This window comes from Sphingobacterium sp. SGG-5 (assembly GCF_011043525.1).
Taxonomy (GTDB): Bacteria; Bacteroidota; Bacteroidia; order Sphingobacteriales; family Sphingobacteriaceae; genus Sphingobacterium.
In genome coordinates, this window is the sequence record NZ_JAAKGO010000004.1 from 36,375 (window position 1) to 51,017 (window position 14,643).

10 protein-coding genes are annotated in these 14,643 nt (G+C 45.8%); 4 read left to right on the plus strand and 6 right to left on the minus strand.

Translation table 11 applies throughout. From position 1 onward, the window contains the following. Positions 1 to 482 precede the first annotated feature (482 nt). Complete coding sequence (locus tag G5B30_RS06655; protein WP_165319202.1) at positions 483 to 2,690, minus strand: RelA/SpoT family protein; 2,208 nt, start codon at positions 2,688 to 2,690, stop codon at positions 483 to 485. Between the two features lie 147 nt (positions 2,691 to 2,837). On the opposite strand from G5B30_RS06655, the gene G5B30_RS06660 reads away from it, so the two are divergent. The 4 genes from G5B30_RS06660 (at position 2,838) to G5B30_RS06675 (ending at position 5,315) form a co-directional block, all read left to right on the plus strand. Then, positions 2,838 to 3,497: a DUF4294 domain-containing protein gene (locus tag G5B30_RS06660; RefSeq protein ID WP_240903127.1), complete on the plus strand. Its 660-nt coding sequence runs from the start codon at positions 2,838 to 2,840 to the stop codon at positions 3,495 to 3,497. Positions 3,498 to 3,526: 29 nt separating this feature from the next. Next, positions 3,527 to 4,249 (plus strand): bacillithiol biosynthesis deacetylase BshB1, encoded by a 723-nt coding sequence (gene bshB1 / locus G5B30_RS06665; RefSeq protein ID WP_165319558.1) that lies wholly within the window; start codon positions 3,527 to 3,529, stop codon positions 4,247 to 4,249. Positions 4,250 to 4,364: 115 nt separating this feature from the next. Continuing rightward, on the plus strand, positions 4,365 to 4,565 hold the full coding sequence (locus G5B30_RS06670) for a hypothetical protein (protein ID WP_165319203.1): 201 nt from the start codon (positions 4,365 to 4,367) through the stop codon (positions 4,563 to 4,565). A 363-nt stretch (positions 4,566 to 4,928) separates the two neighbouring features. Beyond that, positions 4,929 to 5,315, plus strand: a complete 387-nt coding sequence (locus G5B30_RS06675; RefSeq protein ID WP_165319204.1) for an HU family DNA-binding protein — start codon at positions 4,929 to 4,931, stop codon at positions 5,313 to 5,315. A gap of 237 nt (positions 5,316 to 5,552) precedes the next feature. On the opposite strand, the gene G5B30_RS06680 is transcribed toward G5B30_RS06675, so the two are convergent. The 5 genes from G5B30_RS06680 to G5B30_RS06700 all read right to left on the minus strand — a co-directional run bounded on the left by G5B30_RS06680 (position 5,553) and on the right by G5B30_RS06700 (position 14,474). Next, a complete protein-coding gene (locus G5B30_RS06680) occupies positions 5,553 to 6,113 on the minus strand; it encodes a methyltransferase family protein (protein ID WP_165319205.1) in 561 nt (186 codons plus the stop codon). A 41-nt stretch (positions 6,114 to 6,154) separates the two neighbouring features. Beyond that, positions 6,155 to 7,726 carry a right-handed parallel beta-helix repeat-containing protein gene (locus tag G5B30_RS06685; RefSeq protein WP_165319206.1) on the minus strand — a complete coding sequence of 524 codons (1,572 nt, stop codon included), beginning with the start codon at positions 7,724 to 7,726 and terminating at the stop codon, positions 6,155 to 6,157. Between the two features lie 167 nt (positions 7,727 to 7,893). Beyond that, entirely contained in the window at positions 7,894 to 9,186 is a 1,293-nt protein-coding gene (locus G5B30_RS06690; protein WP_165319207.1) for an IPT/TIG domain-containing protein, read from the minus strand. A 45-nt stretch (positions 9,187 to 9,231) separates the two neighbouring features. Further along, entirely contained in the window at positions 9,232 to 11,106 is a 1,875-nt protein-coding gene (locus G5B30_RS06695) for a RagB/SusD family nutrient uptake outer membrane protein (RefSeq protein ID WP_165319208.1), read from the minus strand. Positions 11,107 to 11,126: 20 nt separating this feature from the next. Next, complete coding sequence (locus G5B30_RS06700) at positions 11,127 to 14,474, minus strand: TonB-dependent receptor (RefSeq protein WP_165319209.1); 3,348 nt, start codon at positions 14,472 to 14,474, stop codon at positions 11,127 to 11,129. Between the last annotated feature and the right edge of the window lie 169 nt (positions 14,475 to 14,643).

The following is a 14,643-nucleotide window of genomic DNA, read 5'->3' on the forward strand; positions in this document are numbered from 1 at the left end:
CATATTTTTTGTCCTCTATGCCGGACGGGGTTGTCCTCTATGCCAGACGGGCATGGCACTTGGTATCGGCCAAGTGCCCAAGCCTCGTCGCTGTGCCCAGATGCTACTAAGCTAATGCTTTCTCCTACAAATCGCATCTGGACAAGGCGACATTTTAGGAATTTGTGCGGGTTCTGCTTGTCTTCTCTCAAATCTCATGTCTCACATCCTTATCATCCTATAACTTCTGGAATCTCATAACTTCCATAACCGTGTAACTATTTAACCTCAATACTAACCCGTCTAAAGAAAAGCGGCCTAGGATACTGTAGCGTAAAAAATAGAAGAAGTCCGATAAGAATGGATTTAAGAAGTGCAGCGAAGCGGAACGGCTCAAATACATTCCGGACTTTGAACTATTTTTAGCGTAACAGTATCCAAGCCTTGACTTTTTGCTTCTTTTTGGTCAAGCAAAAAGAAGGGCCCTCCCGGCCTAAGGGAACTTAATTCTCCGACTCATACCGTGATACACTGGTGATACCCGGTACAACCTTCAAGTGATTGATCAGATTCTCCAGTTGCTTGATATTATTCACATGCACCATAATATTGCCTTCGAAGATACCCTCGTTGCTGAATATCGCCAGCGAACGGATATTCACTTTAAACTCCTGCGAAATGACCGTCGTCAGTTTGTTGATCAAACCCACATCGTCAATACCGATAATCCGTATACCCGTCAAGAATGACGTTTCCGGTTGCGACGAAGCCCATTTTGCTTTTAATATACGGTAACCATAGTTGGCCATCAGTTTCGACGCATTTGGACAGGAGGTGCGGTGGATTTTTATACCGTCATTGACCGTAAGAAAACCAAAAATATCATCACCGGGTATAGGATTACAACAAGGTGCAAGCGTGTAATCGATCTTTTGAAGATCATCGCCGATCAAGATCGTGTCGCTATCCTTTTTGTTCAGCTTTTCCACCAGCCCCGTCACATGCGATGAAAAGTTGTTGTTGGTATTTTCCGGTACTTTCTCACTCGCTGCATACTCCCGTAAATTCTTCATGTCGATTACACCCTTGGCGACATTAAAAAAGAGCTCCTGCGAACTGGGATATTTAAAGTAGTTTGCGATCTTATTGATATTATCCGTATTGTACGTGATTTTCAGTGACTTCAGCTTACGTTCGAGGATTTCTTTCCCTTCTTCCGCCACGCGGCGTTTTTCCTCCTTCAGTGAGGAGCGGATCTTCGACTTAGCTTTTGCCGTCACGACAAAACTCAGCCAGTCTTCCTTCGGCGTCTGCTTGTTCGATGTAATGATCTCCACCTGATCACCATTCTGTAAAGGATGGCTAAGCGGTACAAGCTTATGGTTCACCTTCGCGCCAATACATGTCGCCCCAATATCCGAGTGTATTTCAAAGGCAAAATCCAATGCTGTCGCCCCGTTCGGCAGCTGTATAAGCGTTCCTTTCGGCGTGAAGATGAATATCTCATCCGAGAAGAGATTCATTTTGAAGTCATCCAGAAAATCAAGCGCATTCTGCTCCGGATTGCCCAGGATGTCCCGCACTTTCTGTATCCACTGATCCAGCCCGTTGTCTGAATTCGATTCCTTGTACTTCCAATGTGCTGCAAACCCTTTTTCCGCAATTTCGTTCATACGTTTGGTCCGGATCTGCACTTCCACCCATTGTCCCCTCGGACCCATCACCGTCGTATGTAAGGACTCGTAACCATTTGCTTTCGGCGTAGATATCCAGTCGCGTAGACGGTCCGGATTTGGACGGTATAGGTCTGTTACGATAGAATATACCTTCCAGCACTCCGTTTTCTCTTTCTCGTCCACTGTATCGATGACGATACGGATCGCAAACAGGTCGTAGACCTCTTCAAACGGAATGGACTTCTTGCGCATCTTGTTCCATATCGAATGGATAGACTTCGGTCTGCCGAAAATTGACGCTTTGATACCCTGTTCCTCCAAAATCTCCTGTACGGGCGCAATAAAATCAGCCACGAATTTTTCCCGTTCCGTCTTCTTTTCGTTCAGCTTCTTGGCAATGAATTTGTACGTGTCCGGATCTGTGTATTTCATGGAGAGATCCTCCAGCTCCGATTTTATCGCATACAATCCCAAGCGGTGCGCCAGCGGCGCATAGAGGTAACTCGTTTCGGACGCAATTTTAAGTTGCTTATGGCGGGCCATAAACTCCATAGTCCGCATATTGTGCAGGCGGTCGGCTAGTTTAATGAGGATTACACGTACGTCATCCGCCAATGTCAGCAACATTTTCCGAAAATTCTCCGCCTGTAGCGAACTATTGGGGTCGAAGACACCCGATATTTTTGTCAGGCCGTCGATGATCTTCGTTACTTTCTTTCCAAAGCGGGCTTCAATTTCTTCCAGTGTAATCTGGGTATCTTCCACCACATCATGCAATAGCGCACAGACAATAGACGTTGTTCCCAAACCGATCTCTTCCGCAGCAATCTGTGCTACTGCAATCGGATGATAGATATAAGGTTCGCCCGATTTCCGCCGCATATCCTTATGGCTCTCCAATGCAAGGTCAAAAGCTTTCCTGATTTCCTGTTTGTCACCCCGCTGCAACGTCGGTTTACACGCCCGCAACAATGCCCGGTATCTTTTTCGTATTTCCTTGCTTTCTGCCTCTATATCAATCACATAGTCTCCCATAAGAACCCGATCTAAATTTCGTTTTTTTGTAAAATTTCTTTAACTTTACTAGTTAGATGAATATATGATAGATCTTTGTCTATCTTTATAAGATAAATATACACAAAATAAATTCTTTTCAGAAGCAGGCATAAGTTAAAAAATGTGATGTGTAGTGGAAAATCGATAATGGGGTTGCTGATGATGGTGCTGTTTTCCGTGAATGGATGGGGGCAGGAGGGGGCTATACATCCACCGCTGACGATGCCGCATTACGGCGCGGGCGAACCGGATGTGGTGGCTTTCTACCCGACGACCACATTGGACGATGGGGAGATTGTGCCTTGGTTTCTGATTGAAGAAGTTGTCGTCCGGGCGGTACGGGAATGGAAGAGTAAAGACGAGCGGCTGCAGTACTTTCGGCTGAAAAGAAATGTATTGCGTGTGTTGCCGTATGCGATATATGCACAGAAGCGTTACGATCAGCTGCACAGGGAACTCGCACTGGCTTCGTCTCGGCGGGAAGAGCGCCGGTTGGTCAAGGCCTGTGAGGCCGAGATCAAGGAAAAGATCAATACCGAGGTGAAAAACCTTTCGGTATCGCAGGGCAAAATATTGATTAAGCTCATTGAGCGACAGACCGGCCATACGAGTTACGATCTGGTGAAAGATATGAAAGGTGGTATAACGGCTTTCGTTTACCAAGGTGTTGCCCGTCTCTTTGGCCATAACCTGAAGTCGACATACGATCCGCAGGAAGATTTTATGATCGAAAATATTATACGGGAATATGAGGTCATCCGACCGATCAACAAACCGTATCAATAGGTTTTATTTTAAAGTTAAACATGTCTGATATACAATTTGATTTATTGGTAATGACGGTGCACCCCGACGATTCGGAGCTGGGTGCGGGAGGTACAATTGCAAAATATGTAGCTGAAGGTAAAAAGGTCGCGGTCGTCGACCTGACGCGTGGCGAATTGGGAACACGAGGTACCGCAGATACGCGGGCTGCAGAAGCTCAGGCTGCTTCGGAGATCCTCGGAATAGCGGCACGCGAAAACCTGGGACTTAAAGACGGCTTCTTCCGTAACGATGAAGACACCCAACGGATTGTTATCCAAGCGATCCGTAAATACAGACCGGAAATCATCATTACCAATGCGTTGGACGATAGGCATCCCGACCACGGCCGTGCCAGCAAGCTGGTATATGATTCGGTTTTCTTATCCGGTTTGCGGCGTATTGTTACCTACGACGAAAGTGGGGCAGAGCAAGAGGCCTTTCGGCCGAGGCTGCAACTGCAACTTATTCAGGATAAATATATACAGCCGGATATTATAATGGATATTACTCCCTTTTGGGATGTTAAAGAACGCGCAATATTGGCTTACACTACGCAGTTTAATGCGTCGAACGACGACGATGGACCGCAGACCTATATTTCCAATCCCGGTTTTATGGAATCCACCCGCGCACGCGCACGCGAACTTGGACGGAATATACAGGTTCAGTTTGCGGAAGGTTTTACCTCCCGCAAGATTTTAGGGGTGGGAGATATCTTTGATTTGCTGTAATTTGTGCTATACAACGTATGGAATGCAGACTGCCTGTTGTTTAAGTTTAATTATGTAAATAAATTTCGTTAATCAATTGGTCTTTTAGTAAAAATTATTATATTTGACGCTAATTATGGTAAATATACCACGATTGGTTGTTTATACTACGGATCTGCAACGCATGACAGGGCAGAGTGAACGTTCGTGTCAACGTCTATTGAATAAGATCCGTGATATGTTTGGATTAGAAAAGCGACAGCTTGTTACCGTTCGTCATGCCTCAGAATATATGGGGGTACCGGTAGCGGAAATTACACGGTTTATGGAGTTGTAACTTTGTCCAAAACTGACTCCGGGTAGTCAGTAACAACACCCAGACATCTTATCTTACCGTGACGGTAGTAAACCAAAACCGTCACGGTTTTTTATTTCTGCACGCTCTTTATTCTTTTCTCCTTTCCAGTTTCATGCTTGTATTCTCCTCCTACAAGGGATTTCTGTCGGATTTTTATTTCTCTTGAGTGTAAATAATTTTCTTATCATTGCTAATTTTCCGACAAAAGCGACAAATTCGCCAAAGCCGCCAATTCCGACAGAGCATTTAAAATTCATATCTATGTTTGTCATGTCAAGGGAAAGGTACCGCTCTTGACACGGAGTAATAAATACATTTTGAAACATTTAAAATTTAAAAATCATGGCAATGAAATTCAATGTGATTGAAATCGCAAACCCAATGGATCCGGAAGGACCTAAAAAGTTTTATGCACGTCCTGTGCACACTGGTGAAGTATTATTAGAAGATTTGGCGTCGGATATTTCCTACGCTTCATCCATTAACGAATCTGATGTCTATGCCGTATTACAGAGCTTGATCCGTGAAATAACTCGATACATCGCTCTGGGCTATATCGTCCGATTGGGTAATATGGGGTCTTTCCGCTTAGGATACAACAGTAAAGGCAGCGATACGGAAGAAGAAGTGTCTGCTTACAATATCCAGCGCAAACGTCTTCTTTTCAGTCCAGGCAAGCGGATAAAGGATGCATTGACGTTGTTAACTTTTAAGAAAAACGATCAATAATTTCTTTAGCAACAGTTGAATTAGCCGGTGTCCTTTGGGCATCGGCTTTTTTTTGCCCTAAAAAAGGCTAAAAATGGGTTAACCCGATTTTTAAACGGGTTAACCCAAATAAAAAAGCGCCTAACCGAGTTTTGAAAGTCGCTTAGGCGACTTTTCTAAACGACCTAAGCGAATTTGAAAAGTTGATTTTTGATACTTTTTGGAAGATTTTATTTTCTTATTAGGATAAATTTAACCTCAAAAATATCGCCTCACTTTCTTACAGTACGCATTAAATTCTTCACCGTATTGTTGTACCAGAAATTTTTCCTCCTTTAATACCTGTTGATGAAATCTTGAAGTAGCAATGAAAACATATAGCAGTAGTATCCAACTTGGATACATCAAAAACTGTCCAATAAGCATAATTGCAAAAGATACATAAATAGGATTTCGGCTGACGGCAAAAGCACCCGTTGTAATTAATCCTTGGTCGGTGTTCTCAATCAAGCCAACGCGAAAACTTTTTTGAAATGATATCATGGTCCACAGGAAAAAGAGGAATGCGGTTAGACAGGCTAATGCACCTAACCACCAGAAGAGCCCTTCGATCTGAAAAAGCTCTTGACCTTTAATCGTCGGTAAATGAAAAGTGTGGGCTACAATGAGGTAAAAATAAAAGAGGGCAAAGGGCAAAATAAGGAAGTCCTTTTTGTCTTTCTTACCAAATTCCATGGCTTCGATACCTTGTTTCCGTAGCATGAACGTCCGCACAAGTACCAGTACAATAAACAAGATAATCGTAATTATTCCAACCATTGAGCGTTCTTTTATAAGGGAAATTTACATAAAATTTTGGATTATTGCAGTTGATAAGCCCCTTTATCTATTTTATCACTTATGATGCGCGGATTCCCGTCTTTGTCTACTGTACCATTGATATCAGCTGAGATGACCGCGCCGGTGTTTTTTGCAGGCGAAGAAGCCTCTATATGTAAATTATAGTTCGCTTTATTCATGAACAATGGGTCTAAGCCGTTGGTAGACGAAGCGTCACCATCCATGCCTGCTTTCCAGTCATCAAAATCCGAAAATGTATTGTCCTCCCATATCCATTGGGCGGTACCATCGCTATAGTACAGGTTGTTGTCGATACGGTTCCCCGATCCTCCGGTATCCGGATACTTATGGACAAAGACGCTATTGGCTCTGGCATAGATGATATTGTTCTGAATGACATTATCGATACAATTTTCCGTGAGCCGGATTTCGCCCTCGATTTCTCCGAAATAGCCATTCGTAAGGTTGTTTTGGTATAAAGTGTTGTTGACCACGTAACAGTTTCGTGTGCCTGCTCCGGTATAATTGACATAGCCACCGAGGTAAATTCCTGTCAGCGCATTGTTATACACCAGATTATTACGCACAATGCAATCCTGGGTCGGAAAGCCGTCAGTTTCACTGACGATGCCAATCCCACGACCGCTATTATAGACCTTATTCCTTTCCACTGTAATACGCTGTGCCCCATCTACGTAAATACCAATAGCGCCATTAAATTCTGCATAAGCAGGAATAGGCCCGGTCGTTCCGTCAATCGCAAAGACTTCATTCTCGGTAATGAGTCCGTTACGTGCATAATTGTAGGCCGGGACCGTATTGGCGGCATAGCCCCCAGCTGCCACAATGCCGATATTTTCGCCGTTATAGACTTTGTTCCCACGGATAATAAAACCATCGACATAGCCATTGATGGTCAGGTTTTCACTATAACCCGTATTACAATCGTGGATTTCATTTCCTTCGATCAAAATATTACGCATAGGTACATCGGTATTTCCCAATACCAGGATACCGTGTCCACTTCGACCGTTTTCAGGAGTGACATTGCTTTCAATATGATGTACTTTATTATTGACAACTTGGATGTTGCTGGAACCGCTGTTGAGGACGATACCGTTGACATCGATTCCGGGCACAGAGCTTTTGTAATTGCTGACCTCGAAGCCTTCGAAGCGGATATAATTGACCTGGCTGATGGTGACCAGCGCCTCATTGGATATGACAAGTCCAGTACCGTCGATGATGGGATTTTCGTCGGGAAAGGCTTTTAAGGTTATAAACTTATCCAAGCGACCGGATTTGGGGAAACGAATTTTTTCATGATAAGTACCTCCTCTTGCCCATACGGTGTCGCCGGCGTTAGCTTTGGTTAATGCAAAACCGATCGTACGAAATGGAGCTTCTTTGGTTCCCTTGCTGCTGTCGTTGCCGGAAGGAGAGACGTATAATGTAGCGCCAGTCTTCGGGGGAGCGGGTGGTTCGGGATCGGAGCTGGCTTTCTTGGCGCAAGCAGATTGGTTAAAACATAATAAAAGTACCAGGCTCGTATAAAAAATCTTTTTTGTCATAAGAATTGTTTCGTGTATCATGATGGTGTTCCCTTTGTTTCTAATCATTTAATGCGTCATATTGGTGTGTAAAACACGTCATTACGAGGGGTGCTAACCAAGTGAAGATGACTTCGTTCCCGAGGATCGGGACAGGCTATACTTCCTCGCAATGACGGTATTATTCTTAAGACAGTCTGTCTGTCAAGCTATTCCGAGACGATCTTGCGGATAGCATTATTTCTTTTATCCAGTACATAGACGGTTCCGTTCTTGTCGACACAGACGCCTCCAGGGCCACTAAAGGCGGCCGATTCGCCAATGGCATTTACAAAACCTGCAGTTCCGCTTCCAGCGAAGGTGCTTACTTTTCCGGTGGCTGTTTCGATCATCCGGATACTTTGATCGGCGTTCAGACCACCGTCCCAAGTGCCGTTTCCAGCGACATAGAGATTGCCGTCGTTATCTGTGGCAAGGCCCCAAGGCGCTGAAAAGAGTGCTGCTGAGCCTGTGCCATTCACATATCCGGCCACATATGGCTGTCCGGCAATAATACTTCCTGTCCACGTGTTAGCTGCATATTTTTTGATCGTATGATCCACACTGGAAGCATAGAGATTACCCCCCTGATCGATGGCTATTCCTCCGGGATAGTCGATTCCCGTTGCAATTGCCTCATGCGGGCTAACACTGTAGATATTGCCCACATTTGGACAGCTATAATATATATTGCCTACCTGATCTAAGGCTATGCTCCATGGATCGGAATAGGTCGATATAACGGTTGTCACGTCTCCGTTGGGTGTAATTTTCCGTATATTCCAGTTGCCGGGATCTGCCACGTATAGATTTCCCTGTTTATCGATGGCCAACCCATAAACTAAGCTGAATTGAGCCTGTACGCCATTGCCATCTGCACTGCCCGAAGCATTCGGATTTCCGGCGAAGGTAGTGACATTACCGTCAGGATCGATTTTTCGGATACAGAAATTACCGGGGTCGGCAACGTAGACGTTGAGATCATCGTCCACGGCAATGCCTGTACTACGGTACCAACCGCCATCACCGACGAAATTGAACATCGCGTCCGCCCCCTGCCCGTTGGCAAATCCGGCGGTACCGTTACCCGCTAATGTGGAGACCGTCCGGGTAAACCGATAGTCGAAAGATTGTGTGGATACGCCGGTATTGTTTCCAATGGATATCTCCAGTTTGCCGGCACCCAACTTTTTGGGAATAACAGCCATAATCTGTGTGCCACTGGCTCCGATTATTTTAAGTGGAATACCGTTGACTGTCACCGAGATGGCAGACGTGTCGCTGGAAAAGTTGCTTCCGTTGATTAAGATCTCCGTACCGCCGCCGCCTTGTTTGGGAAAAAAGTCGTCCACGACCACAGGAGCCGAAGGATCGTTGGTATAACCTGTATTTTCTTCTTTACAGCTTACCATCCCGGTAAGCAGCAGGAGGGAAGAAAAGATGTATGTTTTTATATTTTTCATATACTAAAATTTAATAGAAATGTATATACCTAACATCGGATATGATTACCATCCTGGATTGGGTACCAGTGCGGTGTTTTTATCCAGATCGTCCTGATAAATCGGGAACAGGTACATCTTGTCGTGCCAGAACCGATTTTGCAATAAAATCCTTTTGTTAAAGTTCGTGAAAGCAAATCCTTGTCCACCGTCGTCTTCAATGGTATTCATCCGATAGATAGTCTGGACGTCTGGGTTGCCCATCATCAGCCGTCGGATCAGGGTAAAATAGCGATCGCCTTCAAAAGCCAGTTCGACTTGTCGTTCCCGAATAATCCATTTCCTCATTTCATCCTGATTGCCTACCACAGCAGGGTAGACATCTTCCAAATCCGGAATACCTGCACGTTGGCGCACGAGATTGATATACTTTAGAATGTCCGGATTGCCGGGGTCGGCCTCATTCAAGGCTTCGGCATAGTTGAGGTAGATTTCAGCCAACCGGATGTGTATATAAGGACGGTAGGGGACATCATCGAAGTAGATGTTAGACGCCGGGCTCACGTTTTTGAGCACACAATAGCCGGTAATATCACCATTGTTATTGACGCCTACGCCGGATTTTCCAGAATAATAAAATTCTGCCCGGCCTCTACCGTCCTGGTTTCCCGCAGATGAAAAGAGATTCCGGTCGTCCGACGTGGGGGCCGGCAATACAGGCTTGCCATTATACTGTATATGTGCATAAAAACGTGGTTCTCGGTTTACGTACATATTGGAGTTGCCGGTGATATATCCGCGATTAACACCATCTCTGGATTTGCCATATTCTTCCGGATCATCGGTACCGGCAAATCCGATTTCGGTATACGTCGGATCGTCGTCGATGTCTTTACCATCCCGTGTGTAGTACGCGTCCACAACGTTTTGTGTCGCGTTCTGCATGTTGAATCCGCCTGGACCGGGTGCTGCTCGTTTTTCAAGTCCCCATTGCCAAGTTCCCGCCATATTGGTGGAGAAGATAATCTCGTTGTTCCAGTTGGTCAGAAAAACATTTCTCACGGATAGATAAGGATCAAATGTCGCATCTCCTTCGTCCAGGTTCGTAAACAGTTTGTAATTGGTGCCGGGAAGGTCGATAACGGCCTTTGCGGCATCGGCAGCATCCCGCCATTTGTTGCTGTTATACTGCAACGGAGCCAATGCGGTACCATCGTGGTTTTTGAAATTAGCAAAGGCAGGATTCCCATTCCATAAGGGGCTTGCCGCCAACAGCATCACCTGTGATTTTACGGCATAACATGCCCCTCGGGTAGGTCGACCGTAATTGGCAGAAGAGTTCCATATCGGTGGCAGAACGGCAGCCGCCTGATCCATCAATTCGTTGATGTAGGCGACACATTCGTCGAAAGGCGTGCGGGGATAATTGTTGTAATCGTCGTTGAGACTTAAGGTGCCCGTCAATTTCACGAAGGGACCATATTGCCGCAGCAGCTTCCAGTAAAACCAGCCTCGTAAAAAGCGTACCTCAGCAACATATTGGTCTTTTAGTTCCTGACTGATGATGTCATCGGGCATCTTGACGATATTCTCTTCGAACACAAAGGACTGCCGTATGGCGGCATAAGACCCGTTCCAATACTCTTGCCAGTAGCCACTTTGTGGATTCCAATTGCCCGAAATCATTTTCCGGACATTGACGTCTTGTACACTGCAGGATGTTTCGTCGCTGGCACCCAATACGGTATAGTCGTCGGCCGGCGTCTGGACATATCCATAAATCTGATACAGGTAGGATTCGGCATTGGCCCGGGTGTCCCAGAGCATCTCCGAGGTAAGGAGATTGTCCGGCTTTTTGTTCAGGTAATCGCAACTTGTGCTGAAGAGCAGGCAACATACCGCTATCGTGCTTAAATACGTTATATTTTGAAATATTTTCATTATTTTCCAGATTAAAGTGATTAAAACTGTGCGCGTATGCCTAGGGTAGCCATCCGGGTGATCGGATACTTCGCTCCGTTCGAACCCAGTTCGGGATCCCATAGCTTAAACTTGCTGAACGTCAATAAATTATTTCCGGATAGATAAAGATAAAGCGCAGAGACTCCCGCAGTCTTTAACCGCTCGGACGAAAATGTATAGCCCAATGAGGCTTGTTTTAACCGTACATAAGATCCGTCCTTCAGCCAGTGCGTACTTCCGAGGTAATTGTTGTCGGAAAGGCTGGCCAGAGACAGACGTGGGTAATAGGCGTCTTGCCGAGGGTTATCTTCGGTCCAACGGTCTTCCACTGCGGCCAGCGTGTTGTTGGGGTATTGGCCGATGCCGGAAAATGGAATAACACCGACACCAAGCGCGCCCCAACCTATATCACCGATCGACATGCCATTCGCCATCAGCCCGACGTCGGCCGTACCCTGAAAGAATAACGAGAGGTCGAACTTCTTATAGGACGTGGAGAAACCTACACCAAATAACCAGGTCGGAAACCAGGATTTGCCGAGATAGGTATTGTCGTATGCATCGATGACATCGTCATCTTCTGGATTTAAGTTGATGTAACGTATATCACCGGGCAATACATTACCAAATTTTTGCTCTGGACGGGCATCGATATCGTCGGTATCGACAAAAAAGCCATCGGCTATATAACCGGTGAACTCGCCAAACCGGTGTCCGGTAGCACGTTGATAGGCATACTTCCGTGTAGGCTCGTCCTGAAAGACAATTTTATTTTTGTTGTAGGTCACGTTGCCGTATAACCGTAAGCCAACCTGTCCGATCTGGTCGCTGTATTCAATACTTGCATCGATACCTTGATTATCCATTTCGCCGATATTCGCATACACCGCAGAACCACTGTAGCCCGCTATGGAAGAAATAGAGGCCCGTTGGATCAGGATATCTTTCCGATGCTCGCGGAAGCCATCGATGATCAGGTTGAGTTTGTTGAATAAGCCGATTTCTAATCCGACACCACTTTTATAGGCTTTTTCCCAGGTTAAGTCTTCCACACCAAATACTTGCTCGCGTTGTCCGCCGTACCAAGTCCCGTTTAGACCAAAACCGGTGGTGTTGCCCGCGCCGATCTGGGTAAGATAAGGAAACCGCCCACCGGCACCGATATTGTCGTTACCTACGACACCGTAGGAGCCCCGTATTTTCAAGAGACTAAATGTCTGAGATAGGGGTTTGAAAAATTCTTCATTCGAAATCACCCAGCCGCCCGAAACAGAAGGGAAGAGGCCGAATTTTTTGCCGATCTCGAAATTTTCCGATCCGGTGTAACCGGCGTTGACTTCGAGGAGGTACTTGTCCTTATATCCGTATGTCAGTCGGCCAGCTAAACTTTGGTTGCGGTAAGGGATGGATCCGATGACATCGCCAGCTGTACTGACTCTGCGGTTCCGCATATTGTACAGAAACATGGCACCCACTTGGTGGTCTCCGAATGTACGGTCGTAGTTCACATTGCCTTCCAGGTACATCACCCGCTCGCCGGTAGCACTTTGGCTGTATCCCAAAAATTGTTCGCCCAATCGGGTCTGGTTGTAGATAAGTTCGCCGTTCGCATCCCGTCCTGTCGCTAACCACAAGTCCGTTATACCTGTTCGCTGGTTGTTGAAGTTGCCGTAGCTGTCGAACGAAAAGCGGGCATAGGCAGACAACCCCTGCGTAAAGCTGTCCAGATTTTGCTTGACGGTAAACACCGACTGCACCGCCGGACGGAATTCATCGGAATAACCGTTATTTTGGACGTCGTTCAAGGGGTTATTCCCACCATCCGTTACCGGTCCCGCCCATTTACCGTCGGGGTATCGGGTCGGAAATCCAACCGGTGTCGTTGCGAAGGATAGATACCATAATTTGGACGAAGAGATACCTGGGTACCGGGCGTCTACCAACATCGCACCGAGATTCAGTTGCAACAAGGTGCTTTTCGTGATATTGACATCAATGTTGCTCTTAAAGTCATAGCGCTTGTAATTCAAGTTGGGGTTGAAGCCATTCTGGTTGGACACCTTATAAGGCCCGCCTTGGTTGTAAAAAGAAGCGGCGACGTAGTAGCGTACGGCTTCACTACCGCCATTGATATTCAAATTCGCATTCGTCAGCGAGGAATAGTCTTTGTAGACTTCGTCGATCCAATTGACATTCGGATATCGGTAGGGATCCAGACCGCTGATTGTTTTCTGAATGAGTTCTTCTGAATAATTTGGGGTAAGACCCATATTTTCCCGTGCTTCGTTGAGCAATTGCATGTATTTTACACCGTCCAACATTTCTGGGGTCTGCGTAAAACCGGTCACACCGCTTTCCGCTTTCAGTGAAATTTTGGGTTTACCCGCGATACCTCTTTTGGTCGTGATAATCAATACGCCATTGGCGCCTTTTGCGCCATACATCGCTGTGGAAGAGGCGTCTTTCAACAAAGATATGCTGGCAATATTCTCCGGATCGATGTTGTTGAACGCGCCACCGTAGGTACTGTTGACATCGTCGCGTTGTACGCCGTCTACGATAATCAATGGAGCAACGTTCCCTGTAAATGTGCCAATCCCCCGGATAGTAAATACAGAGTTGTCATACCCCGGTTCGCCACTGGATTGGACCGAGACAATACCCGCAACTTTTCCGGCCAGGGCATTAGACAAATTGGGGACGGTGGTGGGCATGTCTGCCATGTTGACCGAACTGACCGAGCCTGTTACGTTGATTTTCTTCTGTGTACCGTAGCCGACAACGACGACGTCTTCCAGACTTTCAGCCGAGGGCATCAGCTTGACATTTAAGGTGGTACTAGTTGCCGTCAGTACCTGTGTTTCAAAGCCGATAAACGAAAAGATAAGTTCGGTATGATCGGCCGGTATGATAATGGAGTAGGCTCCGTTTTCATCGGTTACGGTTCCTAAGTTTGTCCCTCTCACTTTAATGGAGACTCCCGGTATCGGATCACCTTTGGAGTCGACAACCTTGCCTGAGATGGTGTTTTGACGTATCGCCTCCTGCTTTACCACTTTTTTCTTGACGATAATGGTCTTCGACTCAATGGTGTAGGTGAGGGGCTGATCTTTAAAAGAATACATCAATGCTCTTTCTAAGGTAGCGTCCTTGAGATCAACGGTGACGGGCTTCGCTGTTTTCATATCCTTGTAGATGAAGAATACATTGTATCCGGTTTGATTTTTGATTTTTTTCAAAACCGTTTCCAGCGATGCATTTTTTTCAGATAAGGTTATCCCCTGTGCAAAGGTACCTGCATTGACCTGTGCTAAAAATGATAACAATAGAATGAGGGATATTTTCATGGTTAGTAAAACTTTATTATGTACACGAAGTATATCATAAAATTTATACGTTAAAATTTCATACATTTGGGTGCCGGGTTTAGTAGCTAAAAAAGCTAAATAACAAATCAGTTAATTTTCCAAGATTGACAGCATGTTATGAATCCCCGCATCTGCCTCAGTATGTTGC